Origin of the sequence: Metabacillus schmidteae (assembly GCF_903166545.1) — a bacterium.
Taxonomy (GTDB): domain Bacteria; phylum Bacillota; class Bacilli; order Bacillales; family Bacillaceae; genus Metabacillus; species Metabacillus schmidteae.
This window is the reverse complement of sequence record NZ_CAESCH010000002.1, coordinates 795,166-819,298: the sequence shown is the minus strand read 5'-3', so window position 1 is coordinate 819,298 and position 24,133 is coordinate 795,166. Positions and strand designations below refer to the sequence as shown.

The following is a 24,133-nucleotide window of genomic DNA, read 5'->3' as shown; positions in this document are numbered from 1 at the left end:
TTCTCCTCTATTATTCACACATCATCAAGTTTTGATAAAGCCAGTTATACGACTTTTCACCACATATTTCATGCTTTCCATCAAAAAAGTGGTGATTTAATTGATTTTCCGCTTTAAAACTGCTGTATATATCGGTAATGGTTTGCAACGCTTCTTTTGCATGTTTAATAGGAAATACAGTATCATGAAATCCAGACTCTATAAATAAAGGTCTTGGTGTAATAGCCCCCAACAGCTCAGGCATTTCTCCCAGCTGTAAAATTCCAGGAATATAATTATCAAGGCAATGATTCCGATCCATGATGCTGCCTTTAAATGTATTCGTATAGCCTGTGAGAACAGTAGCCTTTATCCGTTCATCAACAATAGAAGTAAAGGCTGCCACAAGACCTCCTCCTGAGAAACCAATACATCCAATTTTTTCATGATCAACGGTTTCAATTGTCTGTATGTAATCAATCACTCTTCTACATTCAAAAACCCTTAATCCAGCGATCGTTTTTCCCATTAATAACAATTGACTTGCAATTGAAAAACATGAATTTTGACTCGGATCATCCGATTTATCATCTCTCTCTAGCTTTCGGTCACCAAATCCGATTAGTTCCGGTGCAACCACGACCATCCCTTTTAACACAAGATTGATTGCACAATTATTATGAATACCGGGAGTACCTTCAATTTCAGTTCCATCATGATTCAACCCGACAATTTCTTTATTTCCATAGCCATGTCCATGAAGCGCAAGGACCGCAGGCAGAGTAGCAGTTGTTTTCTTCTTTGGAATAAGCACATAAGTTGGACACCGGAGATTATCAATGGTTGTGATTTCTACTTTTAAACGCCAATACTCGTCTTTTTCCGTTTTCTCCACTATTTTAGGGTTCAGTGAATTGTCTTCCGGGCATGGAAAATGACCAATCAAGTATTCAAATTTTGTTTTCGTATGTTCTTGCCAATTCGTGTCATAAAGTTTTGATGCCGGTTTTGAAACAGTGTCATGATATAATTGTTCAAGAAAATGATCCGTATTTAACAAAGCTGAAGTTCCTCCTTCTATAGATCGGATTTTTAGTTATAACGGTTAATATGTGATGTATCTTTCAATTGGTAATTGCAAATCACGGATACCTTCGACAACTAATCTCGCAATCTCTTTCGCCCCATATTCAGAGAAATGAGTGTTATCCTGTAAACCAGCCGGGTAATTATTATACTCATCTACGTCAAGCCATAAAAAAATTGGTTTTGATTCTTTCGCACCTAAGTTTTTAAGATATTCTTTGCTTCGTTTTCCTAAATCAATGACCGGAACATTTTCCTCTTTCCCTAACTGAAGGATTGCTTCCGGATAATCTCCATGCGTTTCGTAAAAGATCCCATCTTCATTAAAACTTCTTCTTTGCACAGGTGTTAGTAAAATAGGTGTAGCTTTGTGCTCTAAAGCAACATTAATATACTGTTTTAAATAATATTTAAAATCTGTAAATGGATCTGTAAATCTTTCATCTTTTTTGGCGTCATTGTGTCCAAATTGTATAAAGAGGTAATCATTTTCCTTAATTTGTTCTTCAACACCCGCTAATCTTTTTTCTGTAATAAAGCTTTTGGAGCTTCTCCCTGGTGCAGCTTCATTTACGATTGTGATATCGTCAGTGAAAAATTGATTTAACACCTGCCCCCATCCTGCTTGTGGCGCTCTTTCTTCCGGGTATGAAGAAGCGGTAGAATCACCTACTATAAAAATAGAGCTTTTCATGTTTTGACACATACTCACATCCCCCACCTATTATTTCGTTCATATGTTCATTTTCATTCATTTGCAATATGATGTCTAATCTCTCCTGATGGCATAACCAATCATATGTTTTAATGATTACTTTGTGAGTTTAAGAGTATGATGTAACATTCTTTCCAGTAAAAAGGGTGGTTTGATGATTATACCTTTTTGTGGTCGACTCATATATTCTAGTCTTATAACGTTACCAGCTTGTTCTATTCTTAAAAAAATTTGCGTATGGATAATATGATCACGCAGTAATTAGGAGAGGGGAATTTCATTTGTGTCACAGCATGAGGAACCTTTCAATATCCTTACATAAGCTAATTTTTTCCATTTTATTAGCAGGTCATAAAACTTGTCCTCCTGATTGGATTAGGAAGGGAAAAAAACCACGTTTTTACTCCATGTGGTATGTAACAAAAGGCAGAGGAGAAGTCGTTATTAACGGAAAGAAACATAAACTGCATCCAGGAAAGCTTGTTGTTTTCACTCCTCACATGATATGCGATAAAAAATCGTACCGTACCAACCCATTGGAATTTTATTTTGTGCGCTTTTCTTATGCAATGGCCTTTGAAGATAAAGATGTATGGCAATTTAAACGTTCGAAGGATGTTTCTTTTCCCCTTAAAGGCGTTTATACGATTAGTAATCATTCCGCTGTAATCGTTTTACTTGAGCAGTTAAGTTCTTTAGCAAAAAAACAGGGTTCCACCATTAACATGCAACAAAGAATTGTCTTTGAAGAGCTGTTATTAACGATTGTTGAAGATTTCCACTCACAAATGCTTAGCGGTGATAGCAAAAAAGCGATTGAAGGGACGATTGAATACATGATCAATCATTACAAAAACTCTATCACCCTGACAGAGCTGGCTCAAATTGCCGGTCTTAGCACAAGTCATTATTCCCGGCTTTTCAAAAAATATATCGGATTAAGTCCGATCGATTATTTAACACATTTACGTATTGATCGCGCAAAAGAACTCCTTGTCTTATCAGATGTAAAAATAAAAGAAGTAAGCCAAAATGTTGGCTATGGCGATGAATTATATTTTAGCAGGACCTTTAAACGGATCGTCGGAGTTTCTCCTTCTCAATTTTGTGAAGATCACAAACAGGTGGTGAGCGAGGAAATAATTGTCTCTAAAAATTCGGGTAAAGGTAGAGTTTAACATTCAAGCTCTACCTTTATTTTTTTAAGCCCTAACCCTTGATCGACCGGCTTTACTCTGACTTTTACATAGTTGATAATAGATATTTCTCGATTTAAGAAGCTCTTGATGATTCCCCATTTCGACAATCTTTCCTTTGTTTAATACGATAATTTTATCGGCATGCTGGATTGTTGATAACCGATGGGCAATAATGATGGTGGTGCGATTTTTAGAAATTTCCTTTAACGTTTTTTGGACGACCGCTTCTGTTTCAGTATCGATGTTTGCTGTTGCTTCATCAAGGATTAACACTTTAGGATTAGCAATGATTGCTCGCAGAAATGATAAAAGTTGATTTTGTCCTGTAGATAATACTGTCCCTTGCTCACCTAACACTGTTTCATATTGATTTGGCAGCGTGCGGAAAAAAGCGTCAATATTAACAGACTTTGCTACTTTAATAATCTCCTCATTTGTTATCTCATGCTGATTTAAACGGATATTATCAAAAACAGTCCCGGAGAAAACAAAGCTGTCTTGTTGTATAATTCCGATATGCTTTCTTAACTCTGACAAGTGAACATCCTTAATATTCACATGATCAAGGCGAATTTCTCCTTTTTGAATATCATAAAAACGATTAATAAGCTGAATAATTGAGCTTTTTCCAGCACCGGTTTCCCCCACAATGCCAACCGTTTCCCCTGGTTGTATATGCAGATGAATATCCTTTAGCACCCAATCTTCATCTTTATAGGCAAATGATACATGATCAAATAGGATATCTCCTTTTATATGACTCCCCAGTTTCTTCGGTTTAACAGGATTTAAAATCGTCGATTCAGTATCCAATGTATCAAAAATACGCTCCGCTGATGCTAAGGCAGATTGAATTTGATTGAACTGATCAGCGAGTGCCCTTAACGGTTCAAAGAATTGCCTTACATAATGAGTAAAAGCATACACGATTCCAAAGGTGATGGCCCCTTCTAAAACATTCCGTCCTCCATACCAAACAAGTAATGCGAGAGAAAGATTACCAAAGAAACCGATGGAGGGATTAAAAATAGAGTTTAATACTGTTTGTCGCATACCGGCCTTATAATGACGTTCATTCAACTCATTAAACTGCTCAAGCTGTTTTTCCTCCCGCACAAAAAGCTGGATAATACTCATACCGGATAAATTTTCTGCTAGAAACGAATTAAGTTTTGATAAAATAAGGCGAATTTTCCGCTGGGCCTTTCTCATAACCGTTTTAAAATAAAGCGTTGTGATCATCACAGCTGGTATCACAATCAAACTAATTAATGTCAGCTTCACACTAAGGTGCAGCATGATCAAGATAATGCCTATAAGAATGAGAATTTCCTTAACTAAGTTAACAATAACTTGTGAATATAATTGATTAAGTGCTTCTACATCATGTGTAATCCTTGTAACTAATCTTCCGATTGGATGCTTTCCATAAAAGGAAATAGACATTTTTGAAAGATGTTTAAACAGAGTTTCTCTAATATCATAGATAATAGACTGTCCCGTATATTGCAATGTATTTTGTTGATAAAAGGTAAGAACCGCAGAACAAGCAATAAGAATAAAATAAAGCGCCCCCAATACAATTAACCCTTCATAATCATGCTCTCGAAATGAATTCATTTCCGTTTGACTTACACGTTCTATCGGATATAGATTTCCATCAATTTTAATTTGATTTGACGATGAGTTGACTTGATATTCTTCTGATTTTGATAACCCTTTATTCCAGCCTTGAACAAGATAATGAATGTTCTCAATTGATACAATTGCTGCCTTCTCTAAGTCCTGGATTTCTTGTTCATTTATAGAATCTAGTAATCGAATATATACCTTTTCCTGTAAAACCCCCGTTTCCTCAAACTTCACATCAAGATGATTCAATCTACTTTTTATATCTGCTACCTCATTCTGACTTACGACAACCATTGGTGAATAAACTCCATTAATATACGTATCTATCGCTACTTTAATAATATAAGGTTGAGAGAGGCTGGCAATGACGATCAAACCTGTTATAAAAATAGACAGTATAATTCTTTTCCAATATGGTTTGGCGAAACCAAGCATCCTTCCTAATAACTGACGATCACTCATATTAATATTATCGATGTTCATTCCCCCATTTCTTTATTCGAATGGTTCTTTCATTTGAAGCTTCCATGATCATGTCATTCGATTGCTGCATGTACATGTTTTTATAGATTCCATTTTTTCTAAGCAGTGTTTCATGAGTGCCTTGCTCGACGATTTGTCCTTTCTCCATGACAATAATTTGATCAGCATGCTGTATCGTTGAGATACGGTGACTGATCATGATTGATGTTCTCCCCCTCATTTCTGTTTTTAATGTGTGCAGAATCTTTTCCTCTGTCTTGGCATCAACCGCGCTTAAGCTATCATCAAATATCATAATTGGTGAGCTTTTTATTAACGACCGAGCTATGCTTACTCGTTGTCTTTGCCCGCCTGATAATGATAGTCCTCTTTCTCCTAAAACAGTTTGGAATCCTTCTGTAAATCCTTGAATGTCAGCATAAACTTCCGCCTGCCGTGATGCTCTAAAAATATATTTATCTTGATAGTCTTTTGGATCAAATGCAATGTTGTCTTTTATAGTAGAAGAAAATAGAAAGTTCGTTTGTGGTACGTATCCTATTGAAGATCGAAGTACATGTAATGGGAGATTTAAAATGTCATATTTGTCGATAAAGATTGTGTTTTTTGGCGGGTTATATAGCCGTACCAGAAGATTGACTAAGGTGGATTTCCCGCTGCCTATTTTTCCAACAATTCCTAAACTTGTTCCTTTTTTTATGGATAGATTAATATTGTGAAGAGCTTCCAAATTACTGCCCGGGTAATAAAAGGATAAATTTTTGATGTGAATGTCTCCACTCAGAGCAATCAATGGAATGACATCTTTTTCATCTTTTATAGTTGGCTCTGTTGTAAGCACATCACATAATCGTTGATCAGCTGCTTTACCCTGTTGAAACAAATTGATTACTTTCCCCAGGTTTTCTATCGGTGAAATGAGCAGAGAAAGGTATGTATTAAACGCAACAAATTCCCCTAGCGTAATCGTACCTCTCATGACCAAAATAGATCCAAAAACAATAGAGAGTAAGTAACTTAAACCTACAATCCCTTGACTTAGTGAATTAAAAAGCGAGTTTGCACGGATAAGTTGTTGATTTGCTACTATATTACGATCATTTTCCTTCATAAACTTTTTCATTTCTTCCGACTCTTGAACATACGTTTTAATGACCCTTATTCCAGTACAAAACTCTTGTACCCGGCTTGTTAAAATCCCAATTGCTTCTTGCACCTTAGTTGAATGCATACGAATTTTTATCCGAAAACGATAAGCCAAATAGGTTAAGGCCGGCAATGGTATGAACACGAGTAGAGTAAGGTACAAATTAATCGTACCTGCCATAAGAAAAATACCAATTGTTATTAAGACAAATGCTTCAATCATTTGAAAAACGCCTTGCATCCCAATTTGGCGAAGTACATTTACATCATTTACAGCGTGAGCCATCAGGTTACCGATTCTTTGCTTTTGATAATACTCTGCAGGAAGCTTCTCCCAATGTTGAAATAACCTGGTACGTAAATCCCGTTCAAGCATTCTTGATAAGCGGAAAATATAAATTCGACCACAAGAACGGAAAAAGAAAATTCCTATTCCTAACCAAACAAAATAAAAGGCTAACTCGACCAGATCACTTGCTGATATCGAAAAATATTGAATGCCATTCGTAAACTCCTCTAACACTGAAGGAACCATTAGTTGAAGAGCCAGTGAAATCGTTAACAACAATGCTCCTAATAAATACTGCCATTTATGTCGGAGAAAATACTCCGTAAATAAAGCCCGCTTTTTCACCAAACCCCACCTTCATCCTTGTAGTAGTGTTAGGTTACTCCTTCTTTAAGGAATTAACAATGGATTTCCTCATCATGTTATATGGATTATTTTGCTACCCTTACATCCCATCAATATTTCTATTCAGCACATCAATTGCATTAACCTTTGACAAAAACCCCAGGTCCTCCCATGTATTTTCTGTTGACCAAGGTTTATTGGGATTATCCGAAACACCATAATAGGTGCCGTATTTTACAGTTGATTGCAGGGCCAAATCAAATAGCTGAATGGTATCCTCATGTGATAATAGTGTATGATGCAATCTCTGTTGTTTTTGTACTGATTCAACTTCATCCTTTAAGACGCTTCCGATTCGTAAGTTGATAACAGACAGATTATGTTCTTTATCTCTAGCAAAAATATGCCCTATATTTTCAGATGCGAGCTTTAATACTCCATATAGTCCTCTCGAAAACGGGTAATCATGAATTGTAATCTCTCTCCCCAATGTTGAATTTCCATCTTGTTCATAGTAATCTGTTGTGTGATTACTGCTTGCATAAACAAGCTTTTTTACTCCTAATGTGGCAGCTGCGTGCAATATATAAAATGACGATACAAAATGAATAGTTGTCATTTTATGAAATTGATCAATATTGTCTAAATCATCTTTTGATTTAATCGTAAGTAGGTTTATTATGGCATCTGTATCTTTTGGGATATTATCTAGTAATTCCTGATAGTTTGTTGCATCTACTTGGATGACCTTGCAAGGTAAAGATGCAGAATTTTTATCCAGAATAACAAATTCATATGTTTCAGATAGACCGTTCACTAAAATTTGACCAATTGTCCCTGCTCCACCGATTATCGTTACCTTCTTTTTCATCCTTTCACCTACTTTTAGAATTTTTAATAATAGAGTGTAAAATATGGTCGATATCATATTCTTACCCAAAAAAACCCTTTCATAACTTTTCAGCAGAAAGGGTTTTACCACATTATTTTATTCTTTCGGAGGTTTACTTGCTTCAATCAGCCTCCAGTTTTGAGATCTTTCTGGATCTTTTTCGTTAATCTCAACCACTGTTCCCTCTTCATTACTATCTAAGGGAACTTCTAATACTTTCCCACTATTTACTGCATGGAAGGTGTATGTGCCATCCCCATTTGGTGTAAGGTACCACTGTTGATTTCCATAACCAAAGTATTCCCAGATTTGCACATCATCACCATTTAAAACTCCAGATGCATCGAGAACTTTATTGCTTTTGGAAGACATAACCTTGTAACTTCCTGATTGATTTCTTTCCATATCCCATATTTGTTCTATCACATCTTTCTTTGGCTGAATATTTACTTTTGAACCATTTGATGTTCCATTTACAGATAATACCTTCCCGCTTTTTGCATTGACTATATGAAAAGATGCTTTACTATCAACTATTGTTGTTCCAACTACTTTTCCATTTTTCGTAAAAGCAGTTATCGTTGATCTTCCATGTCCAATAACCTTAATCTCAGAATTGTTATCATCTATTCTTTTTACTTCAACGATTGATGGATTGCTTGATCTCCAGTTTAACTCTTGATTATTATCAGTATAAGGGATGCTTACTGCTGAAAGCCTATGTGTCTCACCTACTCTTAGTGCAAGCTTTTGATGATCCATAACAATCTGGTTAGTATTTGATGCATCCTTCCAAACTCCTTTTAATGGGTAAATTTCTAATGAAACAATCTTTACATCTCCGCCTTTTGAATAAAAGCTCATTTCATCACTGGCACCGTCGGGAAAGAAAACATTTGAAAAAACGGCCTGACCGTCATTTACAAATACTTCTGCAGATGATTCATCTACATATATCCGCATTTTTATTCGATTATTATCTGGGTTGACATTCGTTTCATGTCGTGTAGAAAATTTCTCAGAAAAATCGATTTCTCCAGATTTTGATCGATCAAAGAACGCTTTTGAATTTGTTACATTGTAGCCAACATCTGTTTGTTGTGTTTCTGATTTTCTTAGCTGAAAACCAAATTCCTCCGCTCCATTTTTTTCAGGTACTTCAATTTCTGCTACGATTTCAAATGCTGTAGACCTCATTTCTGAAAGTAAGTTAGCCGTATTAGGTTTTACAAGCTTGTTACTCCAGGATGTCTGACTTCCTCTTAACTGTTTTAATTCTTCTATCGGTTGTTGAACTAAACGAACACCTTCACCAGGTACAGTTTTTAACATCACTTCACGTGGTATTGACATTTGGCCCTGCCAAGGTGAAGTCGGGAAGCTAAATGGGTAATCCCAGTTACTCATCCATCCTAAAGAAATTCTTCGACCATCTGAAGCTGGGATATCAGAAAAAGACATCGCAGCATACATTTCTTTTCCAAATTCATTTTTTAAGACAACACCAGCTGGATGGTCACTTACAAACTGTTTTCCATCAAACGTTCCGATAAAGTATTCAGAATCAGAGCCGTTTGTATTTGGATTTGCCCCGGTACTGATTGAGAGTACCCACTTTTTCTTTCCGTTATCACCATCAACAGGAAGTTGAAAAAAGTCCGGACATTCCCATACTCCGCCTCTGACATAATCTCCATAGCCAAATGATTCTATCATCTCCCAATTCAATAAATCCTTAGACGTAAAGAAACGGATATGATCTCCACCTGAAATGACCATCACCCATTGATTATGGTCTTCATCCCAGACTACTTTCGGATCACGGAAGTCCCAGCCTTCCCCACCATAGAATTCACCTATATTCGGTATGATCGGATTTCCATCATAAAACTCCCATGTTCTTCCTTTATCACGGCTATATGCTACGCCTACCTTTTGATCTCCATTATGTTTAGCCGGATTAAATGAGGTATAGAAAGCGATTAATCCAGAGCCTTCTTCATTAAATAAACCTGAAACATTATCTTTATCCACTACAGCAGAACCGGACCATGCATGACCCATTTCATTCCAAGGAATAGCAATCGGCAAACGCTTCCAATGAACTAAATCTGTACTAACTGCATGTGCCCATTTACCGCCATCTTGGTGAAAAAGATGGTATTCTCCTTCATAATAAACCAAGCCATTCGGATCGCTGGCTGCACCTCTGGCCTGTGTATAATGGTACTGAGGCCGATAAAGCTCTTCATAATATTCATCGAATTTGGTTGCATAAACATGTTGAAAATATGCTGAACCATTATACACATTTAAACCAAATTTCCCACTGGAATATGCTGCATCTTGTTCTGCGATCACAGGCTCCGCATATCCATCTAAATACACTTTTATTGTTGGACCTTTTGCATGAATCTCAAAATGATAGGTCTTACCTGTTTCAATATTTCTCTCAGCAAGGCCAATTGTTCGATCTCCGCTTAGGTCTAATAAACGGACCTCATTTAAATTAGGATCCAGCTTTATCATATACCCTTTTGTTGCATCTGAATTTGCACGAAAAACAAGGCCCGTAGTACCATATGGAGTCGAAGGATCTACCTTTAAATCACCTTCCAGAATAAAATCCGCTTCCTCGGATTCTGCTATATAATAGGAGTTTCCTGCTTCAGGACTATTGCCCATAATCCCTTCAAGATGTGGAAGAAATTCTCCATTATGTGATTGCCATCCCTCTAAGTTCGTACCTAAATGACTTACTTGAATATTCTGGAACACAACATTTCCATTATTAACCTGAAGCCCTAATAGACCTTGATCATAGATTTGATCTTGAACCGTCATGATAGGCTTTGAGTTGTTCTGCCAGAATATATTTAACGATTTTCCTGCTGCTTTTACTCTAACGTGATATAGCGATCCTATATCAATCGGTTCGTTATAGTGTGAAATAACTTTATTCCGTTTTGTATCAACCAGGCGAATTTGATCTTTTTCAGCATCTATTTGCAAGCCATATCCTTTCAAGTCTTTTTGATCTGTTCTAAAAAGCAATGTCCCGATACCGCTTTTGTCATTGATCATCACGTTCGCTTCATAGTTAAAATCGGTTACTTTTGTTTTTGTTAAAGCATAGATGTTTTCGTTTAATTTTGCATTCCCTGCTAACCCTTGTGTTGTTGCCGACCATTGATCTGTCAATCCCCATTCAATTAGATTCGTTTTCACCTCATGAACAAAGACTTGACTAAATTCTGCTGAACCATGATCAACGTTAAAACCGGTAAATCCCTTTGAATGTTTAAAATCATTTATATCCAAAACAATTCTATCGTTCAAAAATACTTTAATTGATGGACCATCTACTGCTATTTTCACCTTATAAGTAACATCTTCTTTTAACTGCTTTTTTATTTGTTTTCCGATACGCTTACCTGTTTTTAGGTCAACTAATTGAACTCTGTTTTTCTTTGGATTTAAACTTAACATATATCCTTCCGTCCCCATTTCATTTGCTCTAAAAACAAGTGAGCCGGAGGATGAGGACTGAAGTTTCATCGTTGCTTCATAGACGAAGAAATTTCCGACCTCTGTTGATGATAAGATGAGTCCTGGTTGTTTCTTATCACTCTTTCCTCTGATTAAACCATTTTTCTCCTGCACCCAGGATCCTGTTATAGGTATATATCCAAAGATTGCTGTATTTTGTTCTGTGGCCTGTACTTGAAAATGCTGATCCATATAAATGATTGAAAAAACAAATACAAGCAAAATCACGAGCTTCGTCTTTTTAAAATTCTTCATTCATCACAGCTCCCCTAATAAAGTAAACGCTTCCATTAATTCACAATAGAAAAGGGATTAAGGCTACGTTCCTTCATCCCTCTCATATTCACTTCATGCCCTCATACACAATATTGGATTGTAATTTAGACACAGCAGATATTGCCCCTATTTGAGTACAAGTAAATGCCCCAATCTTATTACTAAAGGAAATGATATTTTTTAAGTCTTGAAAAGAATGGACGATCTCATAAGGATTTTCCTTATTTGAAATTTGAAATAAAACAGCTCCTACAAATGCATCACCAGCTCCAGTTGAATCTATCGCATTTATTTCAATACTTGGAATAAGCTCTTTTCTGGTTCCATTCGATACAAGAGTTCCGGTCTTTCCTAATGTAACGGATATAATGGATGCTCCTAATTGGTGAAGGTCATCTATTCCTGCTGTTACATCATGTTTTTTCGTGATAATCCTTATTTCCTCTTCACTTACCTTCACAAAATCTGCTAAAGTGATCGCTTCTTTAGTGAATTCGATAAATTGCGGGGTACGTTCTTTCCATAAATCATTTCTATAATTAGGATCAAACGAAATAAACTTTCTCTCTTTTTTTCCTCGTTTCATCATGTTTATATAGGTGCTGCGAAAGGGATCGTCCAATAGTGCAGTCGCAGATCCAAAATGAATAATGGCTGCTTGGTTAAATGCCGTTTTGTCTATTTCTTTCTCATGGAGGTACGCATCTGCTCCCCGGTTAAAGACGAAGTCACGTTCACCATTACCCTGTAATGATACAAACGCCAGGGTGGTAGTATGCTCTCTATCAAATAAAAGCATGGATGTATCAACATTCACGTTATCAAGTGTTTTTTTCAAGAAATACCCAAACGGATCAGTTCCAACCTTTCCGCAAAACATAGCATCTCCCCCCAAAGATGCAATAGTCGCGCATACATTGGCAGGGGCTCCTCCGGCTTGTTTTTCAAAATTTTGTCCTTCTATTAAATCAATGTTCACGTCTTTACAGAAAAAATCAACCAATAATTCACCTATACAAATAACTGAATGCCCTATTGTGTTCAACCTCCTTACTTATTCTCCTTAACTTACTCAGACCAAATGGAAGTAAGCTTTGTTAATTGCAGAGAGTGGATTTTTACACTTCCACGCTGTGATGATAATTCTAGTTTTTTACTTCCTTCAGTTGGAAAAATCAAACTAGTAACTGCTGCGATTCCATCATTTGCAAATACTTCAATTGATGATGTATCAAGGAAGACTTGCAGTTTTATCCGGTTATTAACCATTGATAAAGGTGCATGTTGTATCGCTTGAAAAGAAGATGAGAAGCTATGTTCACCTGAGTTTGTGCGATCAACAGTAAATTCTTCCTTTTCAGCGTCATATCGAATCAGCGTTTCCTCTGTATTTGAATGTATAATGACACAATTCAAAACGGAGGAATCTATATGTTCAACTTCTAAATTAATTTCCTGTAAAGCATCATCGAGAGTAATGGATAACGGGTGGGTGTTGACTATTACCTCTTCATCATGATTGAAACATTTTTCTCTTAAACTGTTTACTTCTGTTACAGGTTTTTGAATCAATCGAACTCCATTTTGAGTCGAAACCAAGTTTAATTCTCTCGGTAGTGTCATCGCCCCCCGCCAATCGTTCGTTGGAACAAGATTGGCATATCTCCAATTGCTCATCCAACCGAGATAAATTCTTCTTCCATCTGACTCAGGGATATCTGACCAACTAACACCTGCGTAATTATCTCTGCCATAATCAAGCCATAACACGGTTTTTGCATCGTTATCATTTTTAAAGATGGTCCCATCAAAATCCCCGATAAAATATTGAGTTCTTGAACCTTCACTAAATTCCCCAGTATCACCTATACTTACAATCATGACCCACTTCTGATTGCCGGGATCTTGGTCAACAGGTAATGGAAAGAGATCAGGGCATTCCCAGAACCCTGCATGTGAGCCATCATGATCACCAAATTGACTAGCAAATTCCCAATCTATTAGATTTTGAGATGTATACAAAGTAACTGATTGTCCTGTTGCAAGAATCATGATCCATTTACTTGTAGGCTCATGCCAAAACACTTTAGGATCACGGTAATCGGTCATTGAAGGATCTGATAACACTGGATTTCCCTCATATTTTTCCCACGTTCTTCCCTTGTCATAACTATAAGCTATACTTTGTCTTTGACGAACTTTTCCAGTTTCCGGATACGTATCATGGTGCGTAAAGATCGCTACTAAACCTGGCTCATCGTCAAAAAAACCTGTTGTATTATTCCAGTCAACAACGGCACTTCCCGAAAAAATGGTGCCGTGCTCATCAGGATGCAGGGCAACCGGCAAATGCTCCCAATGAATTAAATCCTTACTCACCGCATGCCCCCAGTGCATTGGCCCCCAAATTTTATCTGATGGATGATATTGATAAAAAAGATGATACTCGCCTTCAAAAAACACCATACCGTTCGGGTCATTCATCCATTTTTCTTCCGGTGAAAAGTGAAATTGCGGGCGATACTTTTCAGTTAATTTTTGAGTCATTGTTTTTACAGCTCCTTTTTATGAGAATTGTTACGATTGGAAGAGGAATCTATCAACTTTCACAGATATTCTTTCAAGCGGCAGATTTCGATCCCCATCCATAAAAGAGGCTAGTTGTTAGCCTCTTTTACTTTTAAGATTGATTTCGATCATATCCCGTTTGTTTAATTTCCAACCACTCTTGTAGACCTAAACGATCAAGCTCTGCTAAATATTCATTCCACTCTTCTTCTACTTTTCCATTCGTCATCCATTCCGCTCTTTTTCTATTAACATAAGCAAATAGGTCTGTTTCAATTTCTGAAAGTTTATCCAACTCTTCTAGTGAGAAAAACACTTTTGGATACGTGTTTTCTGCTTTCATATATGGGACCATGACTTCTTTCATTAAGTCCAGTCTCCATGCTGCATCATCTGGTTTTGTTGTAACTTGGCCATAGTATTCATCTAAAATCGCCAAAGGTCCGTTAATGCTTGTTTTTTGGCGTACTTCAACAGGTGCAGCTCCATCTAACGGCAGATGCTTCAACATACCAGCTGCTTCATCAAATTCAAAAATATTTTGTTGAGATTCATCACCATACGTCCCCCAGTTGTTTTGGACAGATTGATGTGGGTCGTATAATTGATCAATCCACTTTGCTGTAAGTTCCAGGTTTTTATTTGCACTTGTAATGACCATTCTTCCGCGGTCAAAGCCCATACCATTTGTTCTTGCCACATTTACATGACCATCAGGACCTGCTAATGGAGACATTAACTCATATTTCTCATTCATGCCTGTAATATTTGCTTTATCCCAAGTGAAATACATGCCATAACGTTCATCTTTTCCTTTTGCTAAATAGGTATTCCAATCATGCTCAAATGCTTCTACATCTATTAATCCTTCTTTATATAATTCACTAAAATAGGAGATGGCTTCTTTGTAGCCCTCATCAGCTGCGGTAAATAATACTTCACCTTCATTGCTTACAACTGTATGATCCCAGTTATCCCCAAGTCCAAAGGAACCGAATAAGAAAGCTGGATCTTCTCCCCCATGATTAATAATAAATGACATCGGAATTTCGTCCGCTTCACCATTTCCATTTGGATCCTGTGTTTTAAAGGCTTTAAGCACTTCTTTTAATTCCTCTGTAGTTGTTGGCATTTCCAGTCCTAATTTATCTAACCACTCGACATTAATCCATGGAAAATCATCTACAGAATGAATATTCTCTTTCCCTGTACCTAGTTCTTCAATCCATGGAAAAGAATAAATATGTCCATCTGGAGCCGTCATCATCGCTCTATATTCAGGAGCAGCCTCTAGAACTTTTTGAAGATTTGGCATGTATTGATCAATCAAATCTTCAACAGGAATGATGGCCTCATCTTTTGCTAGTTTTAATAAATCATAATCCCCATAACCAGCATCCATAATTGCGTCAGGAAGATCACCACTTGCTATTGCTAAGTTTCTTTTTTCTACAAACACATCATTCGTGTAGTTCTTCCATTCAATATTGACGCCTGTTTTTTCTTCTAATCTTTGATAAATTAATTTTTCATTTGGATCCTTTGGTGCTAATGGAGAACTTTGCGTCAAAAATTTAAGTGTAACCTCTTCTTTTAATGGAAAAGAGATATCAGAAAGCTCATAGTCCTCTGAAGAAGAGACATTTTTACTGCTGCAGCCGGATAGCAGCAACATCGCAACAGCAGTAGAATAGACCATTTTCTTTACATGTTTCATAAACTAACCCCCAAAATAGTAGATTTATTATCTATAGCTAATTGATTCATTATTTTAATGAACCAACCATAACACCCTTTTCAAAATACTTTTGGAAAAATGGATACATCACAATTAACGGCAGACTTGAAATAACGATAGCTGAGTACTTAATCATCTCAGAAACTTTTGCCAATTCAGCCATAGCAAGCTGATCGCTTATCATTCCAGGTTCAGCCTGGTTTTGAATTAGGATTGATCGTAAAACAAGCTGAAGTGGATGCAGGTTTGGATCTTCAAGATAAATCATTGCATCAAAATATGAGTTCCACTGGCCAACAAAAGCATATAGTGCCAAAACAAAGATGATAGGTTTGGAAAGCGGTAATACTATTTTGAAAAAGATAAGTAAATCCGATGCTCCATCAACCTTGGCTGCTTCATGTAATTCATGTGGAATTCCCTTGAAATAGGTTCTTGCCAGGATAATATTCCACACATTCACAGCTCCGGGAAGCAATATTGCCCAAATCGTATTTAACATTCCTAAATCTTTGACAACTAAATAAGTTGGAATCAATCCTCCACTAAAAAACATCGTGATAAGAAAGAGAGTCATAAAGACATTTTTCCCTACAAAACCTTTAATGGATAATGGAAAAGCCGCAAATACAGAGACAACAACTGTAATAATTGAAAATCCAACAGAATATAGAACGGCATTTAAAAACCCTCTCACCATTGCTTCATCTGATAATATCCGCTTGTATCCCTCAAGACTCCAATCAGAGATATTAAAAGATAAACCTTTGTTCAGTAAAACTGTAGGGTCCATAAATGAGGCAATAACGACGTAAACCAAGGGAACTAAAACAACGAGAACCGCTAAACTTAAGAAAATGCTATTTAAAGATAAAATCATTCGATCTATACGTGTGTGTTTAATCATTGTAAAATCCTCCTTTCAACTTAATATAGTCCTTCACCTTCATTTAACTTTTTCACAACAAAATTGACGACAACGAGCAATATGACATTAATAACAGAATTAAAGAGTCCAACAGCAGTTGAATACGCATAATCTCCCGCTTGTAAACCTACTTTATAAACATAGGTTGGGAGAATTTCAGATGTAGGTATATTCATTGACGTTTGCATGAGGTAAGCCTTTTCAAAACCAATCGCCATAATTCCTCCCGCACCTAGAATGAAGATAATTGCCATTAACGGTTTCAATGTAGGCAAATCAATATGAATGATCCGTTGTAAAATATTTGCTCCATCAATTGTTGCAGCATTATGAAGCTCTGGATCTACATTTGCTAATGCTGCTACATAAACGATGGCTGACCAACCTGCTGCTTGCCAAATGCCCGATAAAATATAAATGGATCTGAAGTATTCCGGCTCTGACATGAACATAACTGGTTTTCCTGTTATAAATGAAATGATGTTGTTGATTGGACCTGTCGGTGATAAAAAGATAAACAGCATTCCGACAATAACAACGACAGAAATAAAATTTGGTGCATATAAGATCAGCTGAACATTTTTCTTAATTGCGTTTCTCCTAACCTGATTCAACATCAAGGCTAATATAATCGGAACTGGAAAACCGAGTAGTAACCCGTACAAGCTAAGCTTAAGGGTACTCATAAAAATAACTTCAAAGTTTGGAGAGGTTAGAAAATCCTCAAAATGCTTAAATCCTACCCACTCACTTCCTAAAATTCCTTTAACCGTACTAAAATCTTTAAAGGCAATGATGGCCCCATACATTGGAACATACTTAAAAATAATCGTAAGAATAACAGCGGGAGCAATAAGTAAGTAAAGAAAATAATTTTTTTTGATATACTCAATATTGCTTTTAAGTTTTGTGTTTTTCACAGCTTGAACTGGTAGTTGGGCATCACTCTTCACATTTGTTAAATCTTGCAATCTATTAACCCCCTTTAGAAATAAAATGACTTTAATTAGTTGTAAAACAGGTTAGGTAAGCGATTTCAAACTTATTAATACAAATCCCTTCAACTGTTTTCTTCCGTCATTCTTTTTTCTTATCTTTGTGTTTTCAACTATATCAAATGATAAATGATGATTATTTTAATATCTTTGGATCCTGATATATAAAATTTTTGGATGTTAAAATGAACAAAATTTTTATATTCCATTAATTCACCAAAAAAAAGAAGCTGCCTATTGGACAGCCTCACTCTCTACTTTTTATATCTTGTAAACTCTTATTTATTTTCTTAACTGCCTCATTTGCAGATGTTTCAACGTCCTTTCCACCTATACCAACATCTTCAAATAGATCCTTTATAGCATCACTAATGACAGGGTACACTGGAGTAACCGGCCGATTTTCAGAATAATTTTGGGTTTGATGAACAAAAATGTTTTTCGGATAATTATTGAGTTCTGAAAATTCATCTGCTACCGAGTATCTTGCAGGCAAGTCCCCTGTCATTTCTACATATTTCACTGAGCCTTCAAAACTAGTTACATATTTAATAAATTCCCAAGCTTCCTGAGGGTGCTCGGATTTTGTTGAAATTCCTAGAGCCCACCCTCCATTTGGTGTAACTTGATACGTTTCTTTAGGTAATGGAGCAACTCCAAAGTCTTCTCCTAACTTAAATTCCGGAAAATTCTTTTCAAAATCAGCTAAAGTCCAAGAGCCCATTACAGACATAGCAAGATGTCCTGAGACAAAAGGATCGGGAGGCAGTTCTACAGCAGCCACTTTATGTTTATGATAAAGATCTTGATAAAATTGTAATGCCTCTAAAGCCTGATCAGAATTTAAATATCCCTCTGCTGTATTTGCCTCCAGATCTAACACATCTGAACCAAATTGCCATAATAGCGGGAGCTTAAAATAGGCTGGAGATTCTCCGTCGCTAAATCCTTGGGCAGGATCTATTCCAAAGATCTCTTTAGTTGGATCATTGAGTTCCTTAGCAATTTCCAGTACCTTTGTCCATGTCAAAGGTTTATTCGGGTCTTGTGAAGGTATTGGAATGCCCGCTTGCTTGAACAAATGGATATTATAAAACAAAGCGACTCCGGACTCTACTACTGGAGATAAATAAATTTCTCCGTTATACTTTAAACCTTCAAGGGTTGAAGGTGGAAAATCATCAATATTACCTTCAGATTTCATCCATTGATCTATCGATAATAACGAACCAGAATGCGCATAAAGGGCCAGGTTTGGACTATCTATTGACATAATATCAGGAGGACTGCCTGCAGCAATTTCAGTTCGTAACCTTAATTCATAATCTCCATACGGGACTGAAACCATATTAATTCTAATATGCGGATGTTTCTTCTCAAATGATGTAATTAGATTCTTATAAGCATCATTCTCTAATTTCGTGCCATAATTTCTCCAAAACTGAAGTTGAATGATATCTTCACTCTCCTCATGAATGATATTCTGGTCTTTATTGTAAGCAAGAAAAAGAGAAAACAGGTATCCGGCAATCGCTATTATGAAAAAAATAAAACCAATAATGACAACTCTTTTTTTCATAGCATTTCCTTCCTAAGCAATTATTTAGTGACCTCTTTACGAAATTCAGCAGGTGTTTTTCCCACATGTTTCTTGAAAACTGTACTAAAATAACCTGAATTAGAGAAACCAACTAAATAAGCTACGTCGATAATTTTCAACTGTCTGTCTATTAAAAATTCTTTTGCTTTCTCAATTCTTAATTGGATTAAATAGTCACTGAAGTTTTGTCCAACATGGTATTTAAATAACTCTGATAAATATGCACTATTTATATGAAATTGCTCTGATAACGACGTTAATGAAATTTCGCTGGCATAATGCTTTTTTAAAAACTCGCGCACATTTGCTACTATCTCTGATCCGTTTGAAGAATATCTTGCTTCTTGAATTTTTTTAATAATGTGTCCTGCCAGCTTTATCAGCTGATCAATCACAGTTTGTTGTGTATTTAGTTGCCATATACTTTGTTGACAGTTCCATATTAGATGATGACGTACAGTTGTATCTAGATTATATTTAGTAGCTAAAGAGCTTAATAAAAACAGTACCCTGCTTGCTGCAAATGAAAATGACATCATTGATTGATTGTTTGTCTCACCTAAGATTCCTTTCATATTATGTTTGAAATCTTGTATACTAACATTTTCTATCGAGTTTACCAACCTTTTTTCAACATCAGGTGAAAACTCATACAGTTCTTGATTGATTGTACCGTCTATTATTTGGGAATGTGATCCAAGTTTGCTCTGACTCCAAGACAACAAAGCAGATATATAGCCTGATTTAAATTCTTTTAATCCTGTTACAATCTTTCCAATTCCCACAACTGTCTCCATCTTTAAATACATCTTTACATACTTCTGAACCTTATCGACGATTAAAGTTATTTGTTCACCTTTATCACGATCAACTCTATGGATAAAGTGAAGCATATTTTTATAATTCGCATCATAAAAACAATAAGTGTTTTCATATTCCCCCGCAATCTCCTTGCATAGCATCATAAACGGGATCCATAGTTCTTTTAAAGCTTGAGTATCTTTTGTTCTCATTTCGATTGTGAAAAACTGAACAGTTACATCTTTACTAGTAAACTCATTTAACTGTAATTGTTGTAGTCGATCTAGTGTAACATTTATCTCGATCAATTCTTCTTTAGCTAAATGAAGAATATATTGTTGTTTCATTTCTTCTAACTGAGTATGAACTAACTTATTCATTTTCTCTGTTTCAAGCTTTTTTCTCTTTTCTTGCTCAACCTCACTCCGAATTCTGTTTAGCGCTTGAATCAATTCATCCGGTGCGACAGGCTTTAATAAATAATCCTTAACACCTTCGACAAGTGAGGATCTTACGTATTCAAAATCTGAGTAACCTGATAAAACAATAACTTTTACATGTGGATAATCGCGATTTGCTCGTTTAGCAAATTCAATCCCATCCATGATCGGCATTCTCACGTCTGTGATCACAATATCCACATCGGTTGAATTCAAAAGATCAAGAGTTTCTTTACCATTAGAAGCTTCTCCTACAATCTGAAAGCCTTCTTTTTCCCAATCAACTTTCATTCTCAGCCCTTTGCGAATTTGTATTTCATCATCAGTAATCACTACCTTCATCATGTATAGCCCCCTCAGTTACTTTTATCCCTAAGGTAATTTTTGTTCCAAGACCAACTGCAGACTCTATTGAAAAAGAAAAGTCAGAACCATAATATAAACTTAATCTCCCTAGCACATTTCTAAGACCGATACTTTGACCATCACTATCTAAAGCAGAATCCTTTCCATCAATTTCCACAGAATGGCATATGTTCGCTATTTCTTCTTCTGACATTCCAATTCCTCTATCTTCTACGACGATAAATAATTGACCATTTTGCAGCATTGTTTTTATGTTAATTTCCGCTTCTGTATGGTGAATAAAACTATACTTGACTGCATTTTCAACTAGAGGCTGTATGATAAATTTAATAATGGAGATAGATTTCGTATTCTCGTCCTCATCAAATTCACACGTTAGTGCACCTTCATATCTTAATTTTAGTATTTCTATAAAGCTTCGAATATAGGAAATTTCCTCACCTAATTTCACCACATCTGTTCGAGTGTTTAATGAGTATCTCATCATACGACCTAAATAAATACTAACATTCATGACTTCTTTCTTTTTACCTTGAAGAGCTAGTCCGCCGATGACTTCAAGTGTATTATTTAAGAAGTGAGGATTTATTTGTAACAATAAAGCTTTGTATTCAGCATCCTTTCTCCGAATGTTTGCTTCATACTCCGTTTGGATTAAATGATTTAATTGTTCAATCGTATGATCAAATACTTTTATCACATAACCTATTTCATGATGATGAGATTTTATTGAAGGCATTACCTGCTTTGCCCCACTGAAATCTCCACGTTCTACAAATTTCATAGCTTTAGTTAACTTCCCTAATGGACTTACAATATTAGAAGACAATAAATAAGAGGTAAGAATGGTCAACATAAATATAAGGGCACTTGTTATGAGCAAGTTCTTTTGCAGTTGATCAATTTTTGCAAATAACTCTGACTTTGTTATTTCACTTATTAAAATCCAATCACCGACTTTTTGCTTTTGAAAGAAAACAAGGTATTCCTCATCATGATGGTTCACTTCTACTAATCCCTTTTCTAAACCGTTTTTGACATTTTTAAGACTTTTGTTTAGGACATCCTTTGGAGTGTGCACATCTCCAGGTAAAACATTAACTCCTTCTCCATCCAATAAGTATACTCGGCCATTTTCACCGAGCTTAATTTTACTTAATGCCGTTTCTAGTAAAGAAGATGGAAAGCTTACCTTTATAATCCCGGATAGCTCCAGCATATTCATATCAAACAAAGGGATGAGATAGCTATTCAAGTTTCTTTCCCGCATTTCCTGATAAAGTTGGAAGGAGTCAATATGAGTATTCATCCACCTTTGGTCATTTACTAAAAAGTCTTTGTACCATTCGGTTTCCTGAAGGGAAGGGTTATTGCCCCAAGTCCCGGTCCCATCGTTAAGAAAAATAGAAATGGACATATTATTTGAATTGTTTATCATCATGGATGATAACTGCATTTTAAGTTGGTTTTTAATCAATAATTTTTGTGAACTAGTTGTTGTCTCATCCTCCTTTTCAACCTTTAGCCAATCTTGTGTTTCCTGACTCACCAGAACTTGTTTGCCGAGATCTTCCGCCTGATTTGTAATGGAATCAATGTACAAAGAATATTGATCCATCATTTCAATGGTTGAATCCTTCGTTTGTTGTTCAATAATCGAGGTAAACCATGAAGGAATGATAATGGATAAAAGTAAGAATGGAACCGTTAACAATAATGTAAAAATTAAAAGTAGTCTATTCCTAAGCGAATAAAACATAGTTCCTCCTGAAAGCTAACATTCTATTACCTAGTAATATACACCTTTCATTTTCTTTTTTGAATAGTCAAAGACGAATATAATATAGAACAGAAACCTAAAATATATATTGCTGATGTAATGAGGTATATGACACTTGTCATACTCTCTCTATGACACCTATGTCTACATTATTTTATATCTTCACTATATAATTAAGTTACAAATCATGAAGGGAATTAAAAAGATGAGTAAAGAATTGCAAAGAAACTTAAGGAAGCAAGTTGCTCCCTATGAAAAATCAAATACAAAAGCTAGCATCTGGCAACTTATTACAACACTTGGACCGTTTTTTATCCTTTGGATTTTAGCGTATCAAAGTTTAAGTATATCTTATTTCCTTACCTTTGCGTTTACTGTCATCGCAGGAGGATTCCTTGTACGGATTTTTATTATTTTCCATGACTGTTGTCATTACTCGTTCTTTAAAAATCGAACCGCGAATAAAGTGCTGGGAACGATTACTGGTATTTTAACATTATTTCCATATAGTCAGTGGCAACATGATCACTCCATTCATCATGCAACAAGCGGTAACCTTGACAAACGTGGGACCGGCGATATTTGGGTGTTAACGATTGATGAGTATTTAGCTGCCTCTACATGGCGTAAAATAGGTTATCGACTCTATCGTAATCCATTTGTGATGTTTGGTCTTGGGCCGATTTATCAGTTCTTAATTAAAAATCGTTTTAATAAAAAAGGTGCTAGAAAAAAAGAACGTCTGAATACGTATTTAACAAATGTTGCAGCAGCAGCTATAATCGTTTTTCTATGTTGGGCACTAGGTACAGTACCGTTTCTTTTAGTACAAGTACCAATCTTTATGGTTTCAGGTTCACTCGGTATATGGCTCTTTTATGTACAACACACATTTGAAGATTCTTATTATGAAGAAAGTGCAGAATGGGAATACGTATTAGCTGCTGTTGAAGGTAGCTCGTACTATAAACTTCCAAAACTTTTACAATGGCTTTCAGGCAATATTGGATATCACCATGTCCATCATTTAAGTCCCAGAGTTCCAAATTATAAGTTGGAGGAAGCCCATAATAATACCGAGCCCTTGCAAAATGTACCAACGATCACCTTGGCTACCAGCTTACAATCCTTAAAGTTCAAGTTATGGGATGCTCATAACAAACGCTTTGTAGGCTTTAATGCAATAAGAAGTTACCAAAATAATTAACCAAAAGAGGATGACTCTTAGATCATCATATATCCTATTTTCTTATCGGATATTGATGATCTAACCAGTCATCCTCTTAACGCATTAAATTAATGTATATGATAAAATACTATTAAAAT

16 protein-coding genes are annotated in these 24,133 nt (G+C 35.9%); 2 read left to right on the top strand and 14 right to left on the bottom strand.

What is annotated here, in order from left to right; genetic code table 11:
• Positions 1-10: 10 nt before the first annotated feature.
• Entirely contained in the window at positions 11-1,039 is a 1,029-nt protein-coding gene (locus HWV59_RS24760; RefSeq protein ID WP_102228717.1) for an alpha/beta hydrolase family protein, read from the bottom strand.
• A 45-nt stretch (positions 1,040-1,084) separates the two neighbouring features.
• Positions 1,085-1,771: a rhamnogalacturonan acetylesterase gene (locus tag HWV59_RS24755; RefSeq protein ID WP_235991893.1), complete on the bottom strand. Its 687-nt coding sequence runs from the start codon at positions 1,769-1,771 to the stop codon at positions 1,085-1,087.
• Positions 1,772-2,061: 290 nt separating this feature from the next.
• Between HWV59_RS24755 and HWV59_RS24750 the strand changes: the two genes are divergently transcribed.
• On the top strand, positions 2,062-2,958 hold the full coding sequence (locus tag HWV59_RS24750; RefSeq protein ID WP_235991892.1) for an AraC family transcriptional regulator: 897 nt from the start codon (positions 2,062-2,064) through the stop codon (positions 2,956-2,958).
• 24 nt (positions 2,959-2,982) lie between these two features.
• On the opposite strand, the gene HWV59_RS24745 is transcribed toward HWV59_RS24750, so the two are convergent.
• The 12 genes from HWV59_RS24745 to HWV59_RS24690 all read right to left on the bottom strand — a co-directional run bounded on the left by HWV59_RS24745 (position 2,983) and on the right by HWV59_RS24690 (position 22,786).
• Positions 2,983-5,094: an ABC transporter ATP-binding protein gene (locus tag HWV59_RS24745; protein WP_175640625.1), complete on the bottom strand. Its 2,112-nt coding sequence runs from the start codon at positions 5,092-5,094 to the stop codon at positions 2,983-2,985.
• Entirely contained in the window at positions 5,081-6,874 is a 1,794-nt protein-coding gene (locus HWV59_RS24740) for an ABC transporter ATP-binding protein (RefSeq protein ID WP_175640624.1), read from the bottom strand. Before HWV59_RS24740 ends, HWV59_RS24745 begins: the two co-directional genes overlap by 14 nt.
• A gap of 100 nt (positions 6,875-6,974) precedes the next feature.
• Entirely contained in the window at positions 6,975-7,745 is a 771-nt protein-coding gene (locus HWV59_RS24735; RefSeq protein ID WP_175640623.1) for an NAD-dependent epimerase/dehydratase family protein, read from the bottom strand.
• A gap of 117 nt (positions 7,746-7,862) precedes the next feature.
• Positions 7,863-11,570 carry a GH32 C-terminal domain-containing protein gene (locus HWV59_RS24730; protein WP_175640622.1) on the bottom strand — a complete coding sequence of 1,236 codons (3,708 nt, stop codon included), beginning with the start codon at positions 11,568-11,570 and terminating at the stop codon, positions 7,863-7,865.
• Positions 11,571-11,658: 88 nt separating this feature from the next.
• Entirely contained in the window at positions 11,659-12,636 is a 978-nt protein-coding gene (locus HWV59_RS24725) for a carbohydrate kinase family protein (RefSeq protein WP_175640621.1), read from the bottom strand.
• Between the two features lie 23 nt (positions 12,637-12,659).
• On the bottom strand, positions 12,660-14,138 hold the full coding sequence (locus HWV59_RS24720; protein ID WP_175640620.1) for a glycoside hydrolase family 32 protein: 1,479 nt from the start codon (positions 14,136-14,138) through the stop codon (positions 12,660-12,662).
• Positions 14,139-14,271: 133 nt separating this feature from the next.
• A complete protein-coding gene (locus tag HWV59_RS24715) occupies positions 14,272-15,876 on the bottom strand; it encodes an ABC transporter substrate-binding protein (protein ID WP_175640619.1) in 1,605 nt (534 codons plus the stop codon).
• Between the two features lie 49 nt (positions 15,877-15,925).
• Positions 15,926-16,804 carry a carbohydrate ABC transporter permease gene (locus HWV59_RS24710; protein WP_102228709.1) on the bottom strand — a complete coding sequence of 293 codons (879 nt, stop codon included), beginning with the start codon at positions 16,802-16,804 and terminating at the stop codon, positions 15,926-15,928.
• A 20-nt stretch (positions 16,805-16,824) separates the two neighbouring features.
• Positions 16,825-17,778, bottom strand: coding sequence for an ABC transporter permease (locus tag HWV59_RS24705; RefSeq protein WP_102228840.1), 954 nt, complete (start codon positions 17,776-17,778; stop codon positions 16,825-16,827).
• A 289-nt stretch (positions 17,779-18,067) separates the two neighbouring features.
• Positions 18,068-19,399: an ABC transporter substrate-binding protein gene (locus HWV59_RS24700; RefSeq protein ID WP_102228708.1), complete on the bottom strand. Its 1,332-nt coding sequence runs from the start codon at positions 19,397-19,399 to the stop codon at positions 18,068-18,070.
• Positions 19,400-19,419: 20 nt separating this feature from the next.
• The gene (locus tag HWV59_RS24695) at positions 19,420-21,003 is read right to left on the bottom strand and encodes a response regulator transcription factor (RefSeq protein WP_102228839.1); all 1,584 of its coding nucleotides are present in this window, start codon (positions 21,001-21,003) and stop codon (positions 19,420-19,422) included.
• Entirely contained in the window at positions 20,984-22,786 is a 1,803-nt protein-coding gene (locus HWV59_RS24690; protein WP_102228707.1) for a sensor histidine kinase, read from the bottom strand. The genes HWV59_RS24695 and HWV59_RS24690 overlap by 20 nt, the downstream gene beginning before the upstream one ends.
• A 226-nt stretch (positions 22,787-23,012) precedes the next feature.
• Between HWV59_RS24690 and HWV59_RS24685 the strand changes: the two genes are divergently transcribed.
• Positions 23,013-24,014 (top strand): fatty acid desaturase, encoded by a 1,002-nt coding sequence (locus HWV59_RS24685; RefSeq protein WP_102228706.1) that lies wholly within the window; start codon positions 23,013-23,015, stop codon positions 24,012-24,014.
• Positions 24,015-24,133: the final 119 nt, after the last annotated feature.

Excerpts from the sequence above, each read along its gene's own strand:
- HWV59_RS24755 (WP_235991893.1), bottom strand. The coding sequence starts at position 1,771 with ATGTGTCAAAACATGAAAAGCTCTATTTTTATAGTAGGTGATTCTACC.
- HWV59_RS24745 (WP_175640625.1), bottom strand. The coding sequence starts at position 5,094 with ATGAACATCGATAATATTAATATGAGTGATCGTCAGTTATTAGGAAGG.
- HWV59_RS24735 (WP_175640623.1), bottom strand. The coding sequence starts at position 7,745 with ATGAAAAAGAAGGTAACGATAATCGGTGGAGCAGGGACAATTGGTCAA.
- HWV59_RS24730 (WP_175640622.1), bottom strand. The coding sequence starts at position 11,570 with ATGAAGAATTTTAAAAAGACGAAGCTCGTGATTTTGCTTGTATTTGTT.
- HWV59_RS24720 (WP_175640620.1), bottom strand. The coding sequence starts at position 14,138 with ATGACTCAAAAATTAACTGAAAAGTATCGCCCGCAATTTCACTTTTCA.
- HWV59_RS24715 (WP_175640619.1), bottom strand. The coding sequence starts at position 15,876 with ATGAAACATGTAAAGAAAATGGTCTATTCTACTGCTGTTGCGATGTTG.
- HWV59_RS24710 (WP_102228709.1), bottom strand. The coding sequence starts at position 16,804 with ATGATTAAACACACACGTATAGATCGAATGATTTTATCTTTAAATAGC.
- HWV59_RS24700 (WP_102228708.1), bottom strand. The coding sequence starts at position 19,399 with ATGAAAAAAAGAGTTGTCATTATTGGTTTTATTTTTTTCATAATAGCG.
- HWV59_RS24695 (WP_102228839.1), bottom strand. The coding sequence starts at position 21,003 with ATGAAGGTAGTGATTACTGATGATGAAATACAAATTCGCAAAGGGCTG.
- HWV59_RS24690 (WP_102228707.1), bottom strand. The coding sequence starts at position 22,786 with ATGTTTTATTCGCTTAGGAATAGACTACTTTTAATTTTTACATTATTG.
- HWV59_RS24685 (WP_102228706.1), top strand. The coding sequence starts at position 23,013 with ATGAGTAAAGAATTGCAAAGAAACTTAAGGAAGCAAGTTGCTCCCTAT.